We start from the raw sequence: 15896 nt of genomic DNA, 5'->3' as shown, positions 1-15896 counted from the left end.
CCTTATTGTCCGTATAACGACATATACATCACGGCTTGAGTATCGCGCATCGTGGCGGTGCGCACCGCGGCCCGCGTGTCCCGGTGGACCGACAGCTGGGGAATACCCGGAAGCCGGGGAATAAGCTGCCGGGATGTCGAACGTGTCCCCTGGGCCCGATGGCTTTGCCGGATTCGGCGAGCATGCGGTCGATTTCTACGATGGCCTGCTCGCGGACAATTCGAAGGCGTACTGGGTGGACAACCTGAGTACCTACCGGGACGACGTGCGCGCCCCGATGGAAGCGCTGCTCAGCGAACTGGAACCGGAGTTCGGCGAGTTCGGCGCGGCCAAGGTGTTCCGGCCGAATCGCGATGTGCGCTTCGCCAAGGACAAGAGCCCGTACAAGACGCACTGCGGTGGAGTGATCGAACGGGCCAGGGGCGGCGGGGCCTACTACGTCGAGCTCAGCTCCGCCGGGCTGCGGGTGGGTGGCGGCTGCTTTCACCTGGCGAGCGACCAGCTCGGCAGGTACCGGGTGGCGGTGGACGAACAGCGGCATGGGCAGCGGCTGGCCAAGATCCTCGCCGAGCTACGCGAGCGGGGCTGGGAGATCGCGGGCGAACGGTTGGCCACCCGGCCGCGTGGTTATCCGGTCGATCATCCGCGGCTGGACCTGCTGCGCTACCGGCGGGTGTACGCGATCTTTTGCTGGCCACCGGACGATGCGCTACACGAACGAGCCACCCTGGACCGGGTCCAACGGGCCTGGCGGCAGCTGCGCGCGTTCAATGAATGGGCAGCCGACCACGTCGGGCCCAGTGAGTCGGCCAGGTAGGGCGCGTCGAACAGCGCGCATCCGGACGATTACGACTCCGTGACACCTCCAACATTACTGGTTGGTACTTCGGGATCGTTCCAGCGATCCCTATTAGGGTATTGAGACGTGAGTAGACGAGCGAAGATCGTCTGTACCCTCGGCCCAGCGACCGCGACCCGCGAGCGCGTGGCCGAGCTGGTTGACGCAGGTATGGACGTGGCGCGGCTGAACTTCAGCCACGGCAGCCACGGTGACCACAAGCAGGTTTACGATTTGGTGCGCGCCGAGGCCGCGCGCGCCGGCAAGGCGGTCGGCGTACTCGCCGACCTGCAGGGCCCGAAGATCCGTCTCGGCACGTTCGCCGGCGGCCAGGCTGAATGGCGCACCGGCGACGTCGTGCGGATCACGGTAGAAGAGGTAGAAGGCACCCACGACCGGGTATCCACCACCTACGCAGGGCTGGCGAATGACGCCAAGCCAGGTGATCGGCTACTCGTAGACGACGGGAAGGTTGGTCTGGTCGTCCGCGAGGTGGACGGTCCGGACGTGGTGTGCGAGGTGACCGAAGGCGGCCCGGTCAGCAACCACAAAGGGGTGTCGCTGCCCGGTATGGACGTCTCCGTGCCGGCACTTTCCGACAAGGACGTGCAGGACCTCGAGTTCGCGCTGCAGCTCGGCGTTGACTTCATCGCGTTGTCCTTCGTTCGCTCGCCGGCGGATATCGACCTGGTACACCAGGTGATGGAGCGGGTCGGCAAGGGGCGGCTGCCGGTGATCGCCAAACTGGAGAAGCCAGAGGCCGTGGACAACCTCGAGGCGATCGTGCTTGCCTTCGACGGCGTTATGGTCGCCAGGGGCGATCTCGGCGTGGAGCTGCCACTCGAGCAGGTCCCGCTGGTGCAGAAGCGCGCCATTCAAATCGCCAGGGAGAACGCGAAACCGGTGATCGTGGCCACCCAGATGCTCGATTCGATGATCGGGAACTCGCGGCCGACGCGTGCGGAGAGCTCCGATGTGGCCAACGCCGTACTGGACGGCACGGACGCCCTGATGCTCTCCGGGGAAACGAGCGTCGGGCGGTATCCCATCGAGACCGTGCAGACGATGAGCCGGATCATTCAGGCCGTGGAGAACGACTCGCCGGCGGTACCGCCGCTTTCCCACGTACCGCGGACCAAACGCGGGGTGATTTCCTACGCGGCGAAGGATATCGGCGAACGGCTGAACGCGAAGGCGCTCGTCGCCTTTACCCAGTCCGGCGATACCGTGCGGCGGCTGGCCAGACTGCATACACAGGTGCCGCTGTTGGCGTTCACTCCGTTGGAGCGGGTCCGCAGCCAGCTGTCGATGACCTGGGGTACCGAGACCTTCCAAGTGGCCAAGGTCGACTCGACGGACCAGATGGTGCGTCAGGTGGACACCTCGATGCTTGCGCTCGGTCGGTATCAGCGCGGTGACCTTGTCGTCATCGTGGCCGGCTCCCCGCCGGGCACGATCGGGTCCACCAACCTGATCAGGGTCCACCGACTCGGTGAAGAGGACCACGCCTGACTTCGCGTAGCCAGGTGGCAGGATCGTCACCATGACCGAAGCCGCACGAGACGCCGCGGCGGCTGCCGCGGGTGCCCGCCCCGGCGATGCTCGCCAGCCGCTCGAGCTGCTTGTCGCCCTCCTCGATCTGGAACGGATCGAGGAGGACATCTTTCGCGGGGTGAGTCCACCGGAGTCCTCAGTGCGGGTGTTCGGCGGGCAAGTCGCCGGCCAGGCCCTGGTGGCCGCGGGGCGAACAGTCCCGGCCGAACGGCAGGTGCATTCGCTGCACGCCTACTTCATTCGTGGCGGCGACCCCAGTGTGCCGATCGTTTACCAGGTCGACCGGGTGCGCGACGGGCGGTCCTTCACCACGCGACGGGTCACCGCCGTACAGCACGGCAAGGTGATCTTCGCGCTGTCCGCGTCGTTTCAGCTGGCCGAAGCCGGTCTCGAACACGCGGTGGCGATGCCGGACGTCCCGCCGCCGGATTCGCTGCGCAGCCAGGCGGAGTGGGCGGCGGAGTCCGAGTTGCGGATTGAGCGGCCAGCGATTCACCGACCCTTCGAGGTGCGGCCGGTCACGGAGCCGATCTGGAGCGGTGGCGCGCCGGGGGAGCCGCGGGAACGTAACCAGGTGTGGATGCGGGCCGACGGTTCGCTTGCTGACGATCCGCTGCTGCACGTCTGCGTGCTGACCTACGCGTCGGATCTGAGCCTGTTGGACCAGGTACTCGCCTGGCACGGAAAATCCTGGGCGACCAATCGGGTGCATGGCGCGAGCCTCGATCACGCGCTGTGGTTCCATCGCCCGTTCCGGGCCGACGAGTGGTTTCTCTACGACTGCACGTCGCCGAACGCTTCGGGCGCCAGGGGCCTTGCCACCGGTTACTTCTTCGCTCAGGACGGTCGGCTACTGGCCACCGTCGTCCAGGAAGGGCTACTCCGCGTCATTGACTGAGGGACGCAAGCCATGGGTTAGCCATCGTCGGTAGCTAACCCACGCGTTGTCGCGTGCTCGACGCCCGCGCCAATCACTACCACGGGTTAGCCAGTGAAAGGGGTTTATGTCTGCCGGTAGGTGAGCGGTAGTGGGCCTGAGGACGGTCGGGGGAAGCATCCCCAGGTCCACTACCTGCCGGGCGGCGCGCGTCAGCCGGACCTCAGCACCGCCCGGACGCCGGGCCGCTCCATGTACCGGGTGACGGAACTCGTCAACCAGGACTACCGCACGTGACGACGATGGTTCTATGGTCACTGCGTTGGTGCCAAGTGCGGCGGCGGAACGTGTTGCTCAGGGTAGCGCGTTTCGGTGGCGAATGCACCGAATAGACGTAGGTTTCCTCACTCGATCAGGGGGTTGACCTTGGTCCAGTGGTAGGTGGCGCCGAAACTGACCCAAGGTGTGCGGGTGAAAGGTGATCAGCTTATGGCACGAGGTGACGGTCCCACCGTTCGCCGGCGAAGGTTAGCCAGCGAGCTACGTAGGCTTCGCGAAGCCGCCGATCTGACCATTGACGAGGTGGGTGAACGGCTGGAGTGCTCCTCGTCGAAGATCAGTCGAATCGAAACCGGGCATGTCGGCGTAACGCCACGGGACGCGCGGGATCTGTTGACGCTGTACGGGCTGACCGGAGACAACGTAGAAGCGCTTGTTCAGCTGGCCAGAGAGGCCCGCAAGAAGGGCTGGTGGCACGCCTACAACGAGGTGTTCACCGGTGCCTTCGTGGGTCTCGAGGCTGATGCCGCGTCCCTGCGCACCTTCCAGGCGCTGCTCGTGCCCGGCCTGTTGCAGGCCGAGCGCTACACCAGGGCGGTGATCAAGGCGATCCGGCCGGACTCGAGCGAGGAGAGCATCGAGCGGCGGGTGTCCGCGCGGGTCGAACGTCAACGGCTGCTCACCGATCCGAATCCGCCTGAGTACTGGGCGGTAATCGACGAAGCGGTACTGCACCGGCATGTGGGTGGGCCAGAGGTGATGCGCGAGCAGTTCGACCGGCTGATCGAGGTCGCTCAGTTGCCCCACGTCACCCTGCAGATGCTGCCCTTCGCGGCTGGCGCGCACGCGGGTATGGAGGGCCCTTTCCTGATTCTTGGCTTCCCCGAACAGACTGACCCGGACGTGGTTTACGTCGAAAATACGACAAGCGGCGTCTATTTGGAGCAGTATGAAGACGTCCATCGGTATACCTTGATGTTCGACCATCTGCGAGCGGCGGCCCTGAAGCCAGACGACACCCTCGAGGTGATCTCGGACGCGGCCAAGGGGCTGACCGCGGGCTAGAAAGGAGTTGCAGTTTGTCCTCACCGAACCGGGCAAATGGCCAGTCAGCTGGCACTTGGCGGAAAAGCACCTACAGTGGCGCCGGCAATGACTGCGTGGAGGTCGCACTGACGGATCATGGCGCCGCGGTCCGAGACTCCAAGAGCCCCCGGCACGGGACCGTGTGTACATCGGCACGCGGTTGGCATCGTTTCCTGGACGCCATCCGAGAAGACCAGCTGGATAGCTGAACCCAGTACGCACGGCGTACGCGTGCCCTTACCCGATCCGGCGTGTTCAGCGCTGGCGGGTAAGGGCTTTTTACGTCCAGCGCGGCGTGTTCTACCGATGCCGGCGATGTGGCCTCAGCACGAATCTGGAAACCGTTCGATTGATCACGGAATCCAGGAGGAATCGTGCTTACCCAGGTGTGGGGGCCGGCGGCGATCCGCGCGGAGATCGACTACCGTGCCGAGACCATTCATCGGGACGTCACGCGAACCAGGTACTCGCGGATCTGGCGCGTGGCACGTGCAGGGACGCGGCGCCGGCAGCGCGCACGGTAGGTCGCGGATGTTCGCATCGGGGTACGGGATAATGACCTTCGTGCCCCGACTCGGTTCCGGCATCCCGCTGGTGGCGCGTACCGCGCAGTTGCGCGAGTTGCGCGCGGCATTGCGGCGCGCCCAACAGGGCAGCGCTGGCGCGCTGCTGGTCTCCGGGGACGCCGGAGTGGGTAAAACACGGCTGCTCACCGAGTTCGCCGCCGCTGCCGACCGGGACGGGGCGCTGGTGCTGACCGGGAGGTGTCTCGATATCAGCGAGGCGGGGCTGCCCTATCTGCCATTCGCCGAGGCCTTTGGCCGTCTCGCGGCAAGCGAGGCCGAGTTGTTCCGGCAGTGGCCGGCGATCAGCAGGTTACTGCCACGCCAGGAGCTGGATCGGGAGCTGGCGTTGGCGGCGGATCCGGCGCCGCGGTACGAGCCCGATGCCCCGGTCGCTGCCGGCATGCGGCGGGACATGTTGGGCGGCCAAGCACACGATGCGCAGGACATCGGCCAGCTGCAGCTGTTCGATGCCGTAGTCGGGCTACTCGAATCGCTTGCCGCTGAGCGCACCGTGCTGCTCGTGCTCGAGGACCTGCACTGGGCGGATTCCTCGACCAGGAACCTGCTCGCCATGCTGTTTTCCCGGCTGCGCGCGCAGTCCCTGCTGGTCGTGGCCAGCTACCGGGCGGAGGAGCTGCATCGCAGGCACCCACTACGGCCGCTGCTCGGCGAGTTGATCAGGCTGCCGATGGTGGATCGGATCGAGCTGCCGCCGTTTGATCCGGCGGAAACTCGGGAGTTCGTGCTGGCGCTCGCCGACGGCCCACTCGACGAAGCGGTGCTGTGCCAAGTGGTCGAGCGTTCCGAAGGCAATGCTTTCTTCGCCGAGGAGCTACTCGGCTGGGACGGCGCCGGCTCAGCGGGACTGCAGGCAAGCCTGGCGGACGCGTTGCTCGCGAGGATCGAGCGGCTGAGCCAACCGACCCAGTCGATATTGCGGGTCGCCGCCGTCGCGGGCGGTTCGGTGAGCCACGCCCAGCTCGCGGTGGTCGCGGGCGGCGTGGAACGCGAGCTGGACGCGGACCGCGAGTTGGATACGGCGCTGCGCGAAGCGGTGCAACACCACGTGCTGGTGACCGACCATGGCCACTACACGTTCCGGCATTCGTTGTTGCGCGAGGCGGTGTACCAGGACCTGCTGCCGGGCGAACGGGTGCGGCTACATGCGAGTTACGCCGCGCGGCTCGCCGAATGCGCGCCGGAGCCGGGGCATGCCGCGCAGTTGGCGTATCACCGGTTGGCGAGCAATGACCTGGCCGGCGCCCTGCATGCCTGTGTCGCCGCGGCCAAGGAGGCGGAACGCGCCGGTGCGCCGACCGAGGAACTGCGCCACCTGGAGAAGGCGCTGAGCCTGTGGGACGCGGTCGAACCGGAGCGTCGCGGCGAGCTGGACCAGTTGTCGTTGCTGCGCGGCGCCGCCGGTGTCGCGTTGATCGCCGGTGAGCCGGAGCGCGGGTTGGCCTTCGCGGAATCCGCCGTCGCCATGCTCACCGGAACGGAGGAACCGGAGCGGGCCGCTTTGGTGTGGCGGCGGCTGACTCTCGCGCTGGGCGCCTTCGACGGCAAGGAGGACCGGGAGTGGACGGCCTCGCAGCGGGCATGGGAGCTCGTCAAGGACCGGCCGCTGACCGAGGTTCGGGTGTGGGTGCTGGGTGATCGCGCCGCGCTGCTTCGGGTGCTGAACCGGCTCGACGAGGCGCGGGTCGCCGCGGAGCAGGTGATCAAGGACGCAGCCGAACTGGGCCTTGCCGCTGCCGAGGCGGATGCGCTGATCACCCTTGCCGTGCTGAATGAACGAAGTGGCGATATCGAGCAGACCGTGACGAGCCTGCTGGCCGCGGTCCAGCGCGCGGAGCGACTGGACGCGCCCAGTGTCGAGCTGCGCGCCCGGACGTTCCTCGCTGTCACCTACTACGAGCATGGCCAGTTACCCGAGGCGCTGGCGACGATCGCCGAATCGCGGGAGCGCGCGCGGGCATTCGGACTCGCGCGCGGTATGTATGTCGTTGATCTGCGCGTCCTGCAGGTACTCGCCCGCTATGCCGCGGGGGAGTGGGACCGGCTGACCGTGCCTGAGGTGGACCGGGTCTGGGTGTCCAATGCGGTGTCCGCCCGGCTCAGCGCCGCCTATGCGCCACTGCTTGCCGGGCTGGGCCGGTTCGAACAGCTTGGCGCGTTGTCACCGCAGCTGCGGCAATACTGGGGCAGCGATACCCAGGCGATGCTGCTCAGTAGTTATGCCGAGGCCGAGGCCGCGCTGTGGCAGGGTGACCTCGAGGCGGCCATCGAGCGGGCGGAACAAGGCCTGTCGCATCTGGAAACGCTGGCACAGCCGGAGTTCGGTGGTGTTCGGCTGGCGACCTTCGGGGTGCGCGCGAGTATCGAGCTGGCGCGGGCCGCCGCCGATGACACGGCGCGCGCGGCGGCGCTGGCCAGGGGGCACGATCTGGCGCGGCACGCGCGGCGGCAGGCGGAGGTGTACCGACCGAGGTCTGGATCGCTTGGCTCGGAAGGGAAAGCGTGGTTGAGCCAGCTTGCCGCCGAGCAGGCGAGCCTGTCCGGCGCCGATCCGGCGGCCTGGGAGCTCGCGGTGCGTGGCTTCGGCTACGGCGCGGTGTATCAGCAGGCGGTGTGCCGATTGCGTTACGCCGAGGCGCTACTGGCGACCGGGGCCAACGATGTCGCGGCGGAGGAGTTGGCCAAGGCCTGGCATGCGGCGCAGCGGCTGGCCGCCACGCCGCTGCGTGCGGCGGTGCACCTGTTGGCGCGGCGGGCAGGCGTGCCCCTGCCAGGCGAGCCGACCACGTCCGCGGCCGAGGACGATGTACTCACGCCGCGGGAGCGCGCGGTGCTCGAACTCGTCGCTCGCGGGCACACCAATCGCGCGGTGGGTGCCGAACTGTTCATCAGTGAGAAGACCGTCAGCGTGCACCTGTCCAGGGCAATGGCGAAGCTCGGGGCGAGCCGGCGAGCGGAGGCGGTGGCGATCGCCGCGGAACGCGGGTTGCTCGGCGGTGGAGCCGGCTGAGCCCGGGCAGTTGATCCGCTCGGCGTGGCTGCCAGGAATGTTGCTTGTTTGGCGTCATCGTGGTGCCGGAACTCCCTCTACTTAGGTGAGTGGGCCGGCTCGGGCGAGGGCCGGGCCGGCCCACTCAGCGCGGGGTCCCGGCGCGGTCTCCTCCACCGCGGTCAGCGGAGCGGCGGGTCACGTTTGGTACTGGCGAACCGCGATCCGTTTCCATTCCGCGAGTAATTCATTCCGGCGCCGCTCGTCGCCGCCGATCTCGGCGTCGAGCGCGAGCCCTCGCGTGAGGTTGATGGTGAGCCAGAACAGCCGTTCGCTGTCCTGTTGCGGCAATTCGGCGCCGGCCGTCGAGCGGTAGAGCTCGAAGGCGGCTCGCCCGACGGCGCGGTCCACCGGAAGCATCGCGGCGCGTAGCTCGGGATCGGTGCGCGCGGCGACCCAGAGTTCGAGGGCGGCCGCGGACAGCGTGCCCGAATAGGCGTGCCAGAGCGAATCGATGGCCTGCTCGATCCGTTCCGGCACGGTCGTTGCCGCGGTCATGGTGTCCAGCACGTCTCGATGCAGTTTGCCGACCAGATGCCGCACCGCCCCGGCGAGCAGTTCGGCTTTCGTGGTGAAGTGGTGCTGTTGGGCCCCGCGCGAGACGCCGGCGCGTTTGCAGATCTCGTTGACCGAGGTCCGCGCGTGGCCCAGCTCCACGAGACAGTCGATCGTCGCGTCCAGCAGCAGCGTGCGGGTGTGCTCCCTGCGTTGTTGCTGCGTTCGACGCGGACGGGTACTTGTCCCCGATGATCCGGCATCGACCGACGAAGCCACCTGTTACCTCCGCGTCGCTGGTTGGCGGGGCCGGACTTTACACGTCTGTCCGACCGCCGGTACGTTCATCGATGAATTTACATGCATGTTGGATTGTTTTTGTCACCATGTATCGGGTCGAATCCGCCAGATAGCAGGAAAGGCAGTCGCGATGGCCACCACGCCCCCGAACCGCAGCTGGATGACCGAGGACCTGCGGGCATTTCGCGAGCTGGCGCAGGACTTCTGCGCGAAGGAGCTGGCACCGCACCAGGATCGCTGGGCCGAGCAGAAACAGATCGACCGGCAGCTGTGGCACAAGGCCGGCGAGGTTGGCCTGCTGTGCCTGTCGATTCCCGAGCAGTACGGCGGGGGCGGTGGCACGTTCGCGCACGAGGCGGTGTTGTACGAGGAGCAGGCGCGCAGTGGCGACTCAGGGTGGGGAGTCAGCGTGCACAACGGAATCGTTGCGCACTACCTGAACTCGTACGGTAACGACGAGCAGAAGCAGCGCTGGTTGCCGAAGATGGCCAGTGGTGAACTCGTCGGCGCGGTGGCGATGACCGAACCCGGAACCGGATCTGACCTGCAGAACGTGCAGACCAGGGCGGTGCGTGAGGGCGATGAGTACGTGATCAACGGCGCCAAGACGTTCATCACCAACGGTGCCCAGGCTGGGCTGGTCGTCGTGGTCGCCAAGACCGACCCGGCCAAGGGCGCCGAAGGCATCTCGCTGATCTGCGTGGAGACCGATACGCCGGGATTCCGCCGGGGTCGGGTGCTGGACAAGGTCGGCCTGCACGCGCAGGACACCTCGGAGCTGTTCTTCGATGACCTCAGGGTGCCGGTGGCCAATCTGCTCGGCGGGCCCGAGGGCCGCGGGACTGAGGGACTGGGGTTTGTCCAGCTGATGCAGCAGCTCCCGCAGGAGCGGTTGCTGATCGCGATCACGGCGGTGGCGGCGATGGATGCGGCGGTCGCGGAGACCGTGCGCTACACCAAGGAACGCAGCGCTTTCGGCAGGGAGATCTTCAAGTTCCAGAACACCAAATTCGAGCTGGCCGAATGTGCCACCGAAGCGGAGGTGTCCCGGGCGTATCTGGACCAGTGCATCGAGCGACACCTGCGCGGCGAACTGGACGTGCCGGGCGCGGCGATGGCCAAGTGGTGGACCACCGAACGGGCGAATCGAGTGCTGGACCGGTGCCTGCAGCTGTTCGGTGGCTACGGGTACATGGCCGAGTATCCGATCGCCCGGATGTGGACGGATGCGCGGGTCAGCAAGATCTTCGGAGGAACCAACGAGATCATGAAGGAGATCATCTCGCGGACGCTGTGAGCCTGTCCGGTCACTCGATCGCATGATCACCTCATGCGGACGAGCGGGTACCGTCAGTACCCGCGTGTTCGGCGGCCGCTGGGTGGCAGGTGCTTCTACAGTGAGATTGACTCAGTACGCACATCGAGTCAGCACGGCGGCCATCAGCGTGATTATGCCTCGTCGTCGTGTGGAATCAGGGACGATGATGAGGACGAGTGCCGGGTGGGTTCACCGGGTCGGGCGGTCGGCCGGTGGGCATGAGCGGGATGGAGTAGTGCCGTGAAAGCCAAGAAGGTCGTCGTCATTGTCGTGGTTGTGCTCGTGCTGTTCTACGTCATCAGTCAGCCACAGCAGGCGGCTGACGGCGTGCAGACGGTGCTCGGCTGGCTGCGCGACGGTGCCGAAGCCATCATCACCTTCGTGAAGAACTTGTTCGCGTGAGCCAGCTTTCGGCGGGGCCTGGCGTCCCCGCTATCCCTGCCGTCTGCCTTGTACGCAGCGGCGATGCGACTGCTGGAGATCGTCGCGGTGGAACATGTGACCGTCCGTCACTAAACCTCCGTGCGGGTGCCGATACTCGGCCATCCGAGTGGATTCTCCGATATAACGTGCAGGTCACGAAATTCGCCCGGCCGAGGGGCTGGCGAAAAGGAGACTCTCCGACCTACTGTGCTCACATTGCGTGATCATCGGCCATGGAGGAGGCACGGGATGATCGAAGACCCCGGGGTTGATGCGCTGATTCGCCAGTGGTCGGCGGAGCGCGCCCAGAACGCCGAGGACGACGAGATCAACCGCATTACGTCGGACTGGATCGCGGAGGCGCCGATCGCGCCGCCAGGCATTCCTGGGCAGCGAGGCAGTGGTAGTGCGGGCGCCGCTTCGGGCTGGGCAACCGTCGAGCCGGCGGACCCCGGGTACGTGGCCGCCATGCGCGAGCGGCTGCCCGACGTCCCGGATGATCTGCTCGCCGCGGCGGCCAGCTGGTGGCAGCTGGTTGGCGACGTTGCTGAGGCCGAGCAGTGGTGGGAGGCGGGTATCAGCCCGCTGGATCAGCGAGCACTGGACTACCGCGCCGCCGGATTGGCCCCCGCGGACCTCGGTCGCCGGCTTGGCCCGCTGACCGTTCTCGAGCACCTGCGGCGCGGCAGCGCACCGGCCTGGTGCGTGGCCAGGTTGGCGCGACAGCGGCGCGACGGCGCGGCCTAGCGGCTCCGTTCGCGCCGCAGCTTTCGGGCTCGCGCGAAGACTGGCCCTAACCAACTGGCGCCCTAACCAGGCGCGGGAGGCCGTAACCCGCTATGGCCGGAGTCGTTATCCTGGCCAGGAGGTTTTGCTACTGGGCGGGGGCGGAGTGGGCGATACGGAGGATGGTGTGGGGACCGAGCAGGCCCACGACCAGGAGTCGACGCCTACCGCCGCGCGCCCAACGAAGTCCCGCTTCGCGGGCCCCCTTGGGCGGCTCAGTATCGCGGGAGTGGTCCTGGCCGTAGCCGGGGCCGCCGTCTGGTACTTCGGAGAACTCGCAACACCGGATGACGGCCCAGCCGCTTCGGAGATTCCGGCCCTGCAGGTCGACCCGGCGCCGGTACGACCAGGTACGGATGTGCCGGTCTACACCGATGTGGCGGAGGAACAGCCCGAACCGCAAGCCGGCGGCGCCAGTGATGATCCACTCGCGGTCTGGGCGGCCGAAGCCGCGGACGCGACGGGGGTCCCTTCCCGTGCACTGTGGGCCTACGCGAACGCCGAACTCGCGGTGCGCGCCGAGCAACCACAGTGCCGGCTTTCCTGGGCGACATTGGCAGGAATCGGCCGGATCGAATCCGACCACGGCCGCTACGGCGGTACGCGGCTCGGCGCGGATGGTCGCCCGGAGAAGCCGATCATCGGGGTGCCGCTGGACGGTTCGCCTGGCGTGCGCGCGATCGCGGACACCGACGGCGGCGCGTTGGATGGCGATCCGCGGTATGACCGGGCCGTGGGACCGATGCAGTTCATTCCGACTACTTGGGCGACCTGGGCAACCGATGGCAATGGCGACGGCCGCGCCGATCCGCACCAGATCGACGACGCCGCCGCGGCGGCTGCCCGCTACCTCTGTGCCGACGGCAGGGACATGTCGAGCGCGGAGGGCTGGTGGGCGGGGCTAATGTCGTACAACCGCTCGGTGGAATATGGCCAGAAGGTGTTTGGCCTCGCCGACTCCTACGCGCGGGCTGTGGACCAGCGGCGTCAGTAACCCCGCTGGACCTGCGGGCCCTGAGCGGGGGACAACCGGAGTGCTGGTGCTACCGTCGGTGATGTGCAAGCCAGTGGATTCAACCAGCGCCGGCTGATGATCGTCAGCGTCAGCGTGTTGAGTGTGCTGGTGTGTTGTGCCCTTGCGGCGTGGCAGTTGGAACGGTTCCTGTCCGCTGGCGGTTCGTACCAGAACCTCGGCTACGTGCTGCTCTGGCCGCTGTTCGGACTGTTCCCCGCATTCATGTTCTGGCGGCTGCGCCGGTTGCGGCAGGCCGAGGAGACCAGCGACGACGAAGGGCACTCCGAGAAGTCGGCGACATCGGTATCCGCCCCGAGGCAGAGCTTCGCCAGCAGGCTGAACCGTACGCCCCCGCCATTGACGCAAACGGCCGCGCGACAAACCCCGATCGCCCCGGATCCCGCGGATAGCGAGGATGTGGTGTTGGCCGAATACAACCGTTATCTCGCCGAACTCGGACGCCGGGCCAACGAGGGCTCAGCCTGAGTGGCAGGAAAGGATCGTCCCAGTGTCGTCCACGGAACAGCGTACGCCCGCACCGACCGCTGGTGCCCTCCTGCGGTTTCGCGTGATCGCGTATGTGGTCGGTATCGGCCTGCTCGCGCTGGTTGGTGCCATGGTGCTCAAGTACGCCGCTGATACTGATGGCCCGATGGGCATTATCGGGCCCGTGCACGGTTTCCTTTACGTGGTCTATCTGGTACTTGCGGCCGATCTCGCGATGAAGGCACGGTGGTCATTGAAGGGCACGATCTTCGTGCTGCTCGCCGGAACGATCCCGTTCCTGTCCTTCGTGGCCGAGCGCAAGGTCGCGCAGAAAGTTCAAGCTGGCGTTCGACTCTGAGCACAGCTCACCTGCCGATTCCGGTAAGTGAGCGTACTTCCATTTCCGCGTGTTTGCGCCGGCTGGCGCGGTTGCGGCTGAGTATCGCACCGAGGAACCCGCACAGGAACGAAATGGGAATCGACACCAGGCCAGGGTTCTTGAGCGGGAACCAGGCGAAGTCGAGATTCGGGAAAATGGCGTCGGGCGCTCCGGATACCACCGGCGAGCAGGCTACGAGTACGATGCTGGAAATGAGTCCACTGTAGATTCCCCACAGGGTCCCCGCGGTATTGAATCGCTTCCAGAAGAGCGAGTACAGCAGGGTGGACAGGTTGGCCGAGGCGGCAACCGCGAAGGCGAGCGCCACCAGGAAAGCCACGTTCTGTCCGGCGGCGAGGATTCCGCCAGCGATCGAAACGGCTCCCACCACGACCGCGGTGATCCTCGCGACTTTGATCTCTTTGGCCGGGTCGGTGTCACCGTGTTTGATCACGTTGGCGTAGACATCATGCGCGAATGAGGCCGATGCGGTGATGGTCAAACCCGCCACCACCGCGAGGATCGTGGCGAATGCCACCGCGGAGACGATGCCGAGCAGCACAGTGCCGCCGATCTCCAGCGCGAGTAGTGGCGCCGCCGAGTTCTCCCCGCCGGGCGCTGCCAGAATTCGCTCTGGGCCGACCAACGCGGCCGCGCCGAAGCCGATGACCAAGGTGGACAGATAGAAGACGAACATGCTGCTGGTCGCCCATACGACCGACCGGCGCGCTTCGCGTGCGTTGGGCACGGTATAGAAGCGCATCAGGATATGCGGCAGTGCCGCGGCCCCGAGGATGAGTGCCACGGACAGCGAGATGAAGTCCAGTTTCGACGTATTCGTCGCGCCGTACTGACCACCCGGCTGTAGTAGCTGGTCACCAAGCGGGCTTCGATCCGCGGCCGTGGAGAGCAGCGAGGAGAAGTTGAAGCCGAACTTCCCGAGCAGGAACACCGTCATCAGCACCACGCTGAGAATCAGGATCGACGCTTTGATCATCTGCACCCAGGTGGTGCCCTTCATCCCGCCGACGAGTACGTAGAGCACCATCACCAGGCCAACTACCGCGATCACGATCGCCTGGCCGGCCTTCCCATGTACGTTCAGCAACAGGGCCACCAGGCCACCAGCGCCGGCCATCTGAGCGAGCATGTAGAAGAACGAGATGATCAATGTGGACGTGGCCGCGGCGGCGCGAACGGGGCGCTGCCGCATCCGGAAACTGAGTACGTCGCCCATCGTGAACCGGCCGGTGTTGCGGAGCAGCTCCGCGATGAGGAGCAAGTCCACCAGCCAGGCGACCAGGAAGCCAATGGAGTACAGGAATCCGTCGTAGCCGTAGATCGCGATGGCGCCAGCGATCCCGAGAAAGGATGCGGCGGACAGGAAGTCTCCGGACAGCGCGACGCCGTTCTGCGCGCCGGTGAAGCTACCACTGGCCGCGTAATAGTCGGACGTGCTGCGCTTACGGTGGCCGACCCGGTAGACGATGAGCAGCGTGATGGCGACGAACAGCGCGAAAACGCTCATATTCAGGACCGGATTGCTTTCGCCGGCCGCCGCGGCTAGGAATGTTGTCATTCTGGGCCCGCTCCGGCTTGCTTTCGAATCAGCTCGACCTGGGGGTCCAAACGTTTTTTGGCGAAGCGCACGTACCAGGTCGTGATGGCGATCGTGGAAAAGAATTGCAGAATTCCAAGTACGATCCCGATGTTTATCTCGCCGAGGATCTTGATGCTCATAAAATCGTGGGCGTAGGCCGCGAGCAGTACGTAGGTCAAGTACCAGGCAAAGAAGGCAAGCGTGAGCGGGAAGACGAACCGGCGCAGCCGGCCGCGCAACTCACGAAACTCAGAACTTTGCTGGATTTGCAGGAAATCTGGTCGATTGTCCGCATCGCGCGGTTGGGGGATCCCGCGCTGCTGGTCGAAAAGCGTCGGAGCTCGGTCGGGCTTGCCGGCCGCGCCGGCGCGCGGGCGGGCGGACTCGGGGAGGTTGGGCATTGTGTGTGACTCCGGTGGTTCGGCCTCGGTCATGCCGGTTGGGCGCTGAGAGTTTCCGGAGCGGGATCGTCGAATCGTGGTGTTGCGGCCATCGACGATGTGCTGGCGATCGGGCACCGGGGCTGGTCATGTTAGTCAGCCAGGTGAGAGCTTGGCGCTCCCCCTGATGAGGGAACACGGAAGCGGTTTCCCCAGGTCGGCTAGGCGCCGCGAGCGAAATGCCTGCTAGCCAGGTGCTTCACACGGTGTGGTGAACTTGTTGGTAACTGCTCGCAGTCACAGTGCCGATTTTCTATCCCCCATCGTGCGATCAAGGTTGGCGTGCCTGGCGATCCATCACGACATGTAATTGACTGCGCCGATTACCCGGCGGATTCTGGCCGGTGTGGTGGCCGCCCATCTGGCCCCGTGATTGGGGCGCGGACC

16 protein-coding genes are annotated in these 15896 nt (G+C 66.2%); 13 read left to right on the top strand and 3 right to left on the bottom strand.

Annotated features, from left to right (window positions below; genetic code table 11):
* Nucleotides 1–133: 133 nt before the first annotated feature.
* The 7 genes from EV191_RS22100 to EV191_RS22075 all read left to right on the top strand — a co-directional run bounded on the left by EV191_RS22100 (nucleotide 134) and on the right by EV191_RS22075 (nucleotide 8228).
* Nucleotides 134–817: a DUF2461 domain-containing protein gene (locus EV191_RS22100; protein ID WP_132879054.1), complete on the top strand. Its 684-nt coding sequence runs from the start codon at nucleotides 134–136 to the stop codon at nucleotides 815–817.
* Nucleotides 818–925: 108 nt separating this feature from the next.
* A complete protein-coding gene (gene pyk / locus EV191_RS22095) occupies nucleotides 926–2350 on the top strand; it encodes a pyruvate kinase (protein ID WP_132879053.1) in 1425 nt (474 codons plus the stop codon).
* A gap of 31 nt (nucleotides 2351–2381) precedes the next feature.
* Entirely contained in the window at nucleotides 2382–3290 is a 909-nt protein-coding gene (tesB, locus tag EV191_RS22090; protein ID WP_132879052.1) for an acyl-CoA thioesterase II, read from the top strand.
* A gap of 468 nt (nucleotides 3291–3758) precedes the next feature.
* Nucleotides 3759–4613, top strand: coding sequence for a helix-turn-helix domain-containing protein (locus EV191_RS22085; protein WP_132879051.1), 855 nt, complete (start codon nucleotides 3759–3761; stop codon nucleotides 4611–4613).
* 95 nt (nucleotides 4614–4708) lie between these two features.
* Nucleotides 4709–4843 carry a DUF397 domain-containing protein gene (locus EV191_RS30985; RefSeq protein WP_424565493.1) on the top strand — a complete coding sequence of 45 codons (135 nt, stop codon included), beginning with the start codon at nucleotides 4709–4711 and terminating at the stop codon, nucleotides 4841–4843.
* A gap of 165 nt (nucleotides 4844–5008) precedes the next feature.
* Nucleotides 5009–5158: a hypothetical protein gene (locus EV191_RS30170; protein WP_165913052.1), complete on the top strand. Its 150-nt coding sequence runs from the start codon at nucleotides 5009–5011 to the stop codon at nucleotides 5156–5158.
* Between the two features lie 31 nt (nucleotides 5159–5189).
* Nucleotides 5190–8228: a helix-turn-helix transcriptional regulator gene (locus EV191_RS22075; RefSeq protein WP_132879049.1), complete on the top strand. Its 3039-nt coding sequence runs from the start codon at nucleotides 5190–5192 to the stop codon at nucleotides 8226–8228.
* 177 nt (nucleotides 8229–8405) lie between these two features.
* Here the strand turns inward: EV191_RS22075 and EV191_RS22070 are convergent, their stop codons facing one another.
* Nucleotides 8406–9041, bottom strand: a complete 636-nt coding sequence (locus EV191_RS22070) for a TetR/AcrR family transcriptional regulator (RefSeq protein WP_132879048.1) — start codon at nucleotides 9039–9041, stop codon at nucleotides 8406–8408.
* A 181-nt stretch (nucleotides 9042–9222) separates the two neighbouring features.
* Here EV191_RS22070 and EV191_RS22065 point away from each other — a divergent pair, with 181 nt between their 5' ends.
* The 6 genes from EV191_RS22065 to EV191_RS22045 all read left to right on the top strand — a co-directional run bounded on the left by EV191_RS22065 (nucleotide 9223) and on the right by EV191_RS22045 (nucleotide 13448).
* Entirely contained in the window at nucleotides 9223–10359 is a 1137-nt protein-coding gene (locus tag EV191_RS22065; protein WP_132879123.1) for an acyl-CoA dehydrogenase family protein, read from the top strand.
* A gap of 261 nt (nucleotides 10360–10620) precedes the next feature.
* Nucleotides 10621–10782, top strand: a complete 162-nt coding sequence (locus tag EV191_RS30165; RefSeq protein ID WP_165913051.1) for a hypothetical protein — start codon at nucleotides 10621–10623, stop codon at nucleotides 10780–10782.
* A 270-nt stretch (nucleotides 10783–11052) separates the two neighbouring features.
* Nucleotides 11053–11550, top strand: a complete 498-nt coding sequence (locus EV191_RS22060; RefSeq protein WP_207894611.1) for a helix-turn-helix transcriptional regulator — start codon at nucleotides 11053–11055, stop codon at nucleotides 11548–11550.
* A 166-nt stretch (nucleotides 11551–11716) separates the two neighbouring features.
* Complete coding sequence (locus tag EV191_RS22055; protein ID WP_132879047.1) at nucleotides 11717–12583, top strand: lytic transglycosylase domain-containing protein; 867 nt, start codon at nucleotides 11717–11719, stop codon at nucleotides 12581–12583.
* Between the two features lie 63 nt (nucleotides 12584–12646).
* Entirely contained in the window at nucleotides 12647–13090 is a 444-nt protein-coding gene (locus EV191_RS22050; RefSeq protein ID WP_424565491.1) for a transcriptional regulator, read from the top strand.
* Between the two features lie 13 nt (nucleotides 13091–13103).
* Nucleotides 13104–13448, top strand: a complete 345-nt coding sequence (locus EV191_RS22045; protein ID WP_424565492.1) for a DUF3817 domain-containing protein — start codon at nucleotides 13104–13106, stop codon at nucleotides 13446–13448.
* Between the two features lie 7 nt (nucleotides 13449–13455).
* On the opposite strand, the gene EV191_RS22040 is transcribed toward EV191_RS22045, so the two are convergent.
* Together EV191_RS22040 and EV191_RS22035 are read right to left on the bottom strand one after the other, a co-directional pair.
* Nucleotides 13456–15048, bottom strand: coding sequence for a solute symporter family protein (locus tag EV191_RS22040; RefSeq protein WP_132879045.1), 1593 nt, complete (start codon nucleotides 15046–15048; stop codon nucleotides 13456–13458).
* Nucleotides 15045–15587 carry a DUF485 domain-containing protein gene (locus EV191_RS22035; protein WP_243659135.1) on the bottom strand — a complete coding sequence of 181 codons (543 nt, stop codon included), beginning with the start codon at nucleotides 15585–15587 and terminating at the stop codon, nucleotides 15045–15047. The genes EV191_RS22040 and EV191_RS22035 overlap by 4 nt, the downstream gene beginning before the upstream one ends.
* Nucleotides 15588–15896: the final 309 nt, after the last annotated feature.

This window comes from Tamaricihabitans halophyticus (assembly GCF_004340875.1).
Lineage (GTDB): Bacteria > Actinomycetota > Actinomycetes > Mycobacteriales > Pseudonocardiaceae > Tamaricihabitans > Tamaricihabitans halophyticus.
This window is presented reverse-complemented; position numbering and strand designations above follow the sequence as displayed.

Coding starts and splice junctions, on each gene's coding strand:
- EV191_RS22100 (WP_132879054.1), top strand. CDS start 134: ATGTCGAACGTGTCCCCTGGGCCCGATGGCTTTGCCGGATTCGGCGAG.
- EV191_RS22065 (WP_132879123.1), top strand. CDS start 9,223: ATGACCGAGGACCTGCGGGCATTTCGCGAGCTGGCGCAGGACTTCTGC.
- EV191_RS22040 (WP_132879045.1), bottom strand. CDS start 15,048: ATGACAACATTCCTAGCCGCGGCGGCCGGCGAAAGCAATCCGGTCCTG.
- tesB (WP_132879052.1), top strand. CDS start 2,382: ATGACCGAAGCCGCACGAGACGCCGCGGCGGCTGCCGCGGGTGCCCGC.
- EV191_RS22085 (WP_132879051.1), top strand. CDS start 3,759: ATGGCACGAGGTGACGGTCCCACCGTTCGCCGGCGAAGGTTAGCCAGC.
- EV191_RS22075 (WP_132879049.1), top strand. CDS start 5,190: ATGACCTTCGTGCCCCGACTCGGTTCCGGCATCCCGCTGGTGGCGCGT.
- EV191_RS22060 (WP_207894611.1), top strand. CDS start 11,053: ATGATCGAAGACCCCGGGGTTGATGCGCTGATTCGCCAGTGGTCGGCG.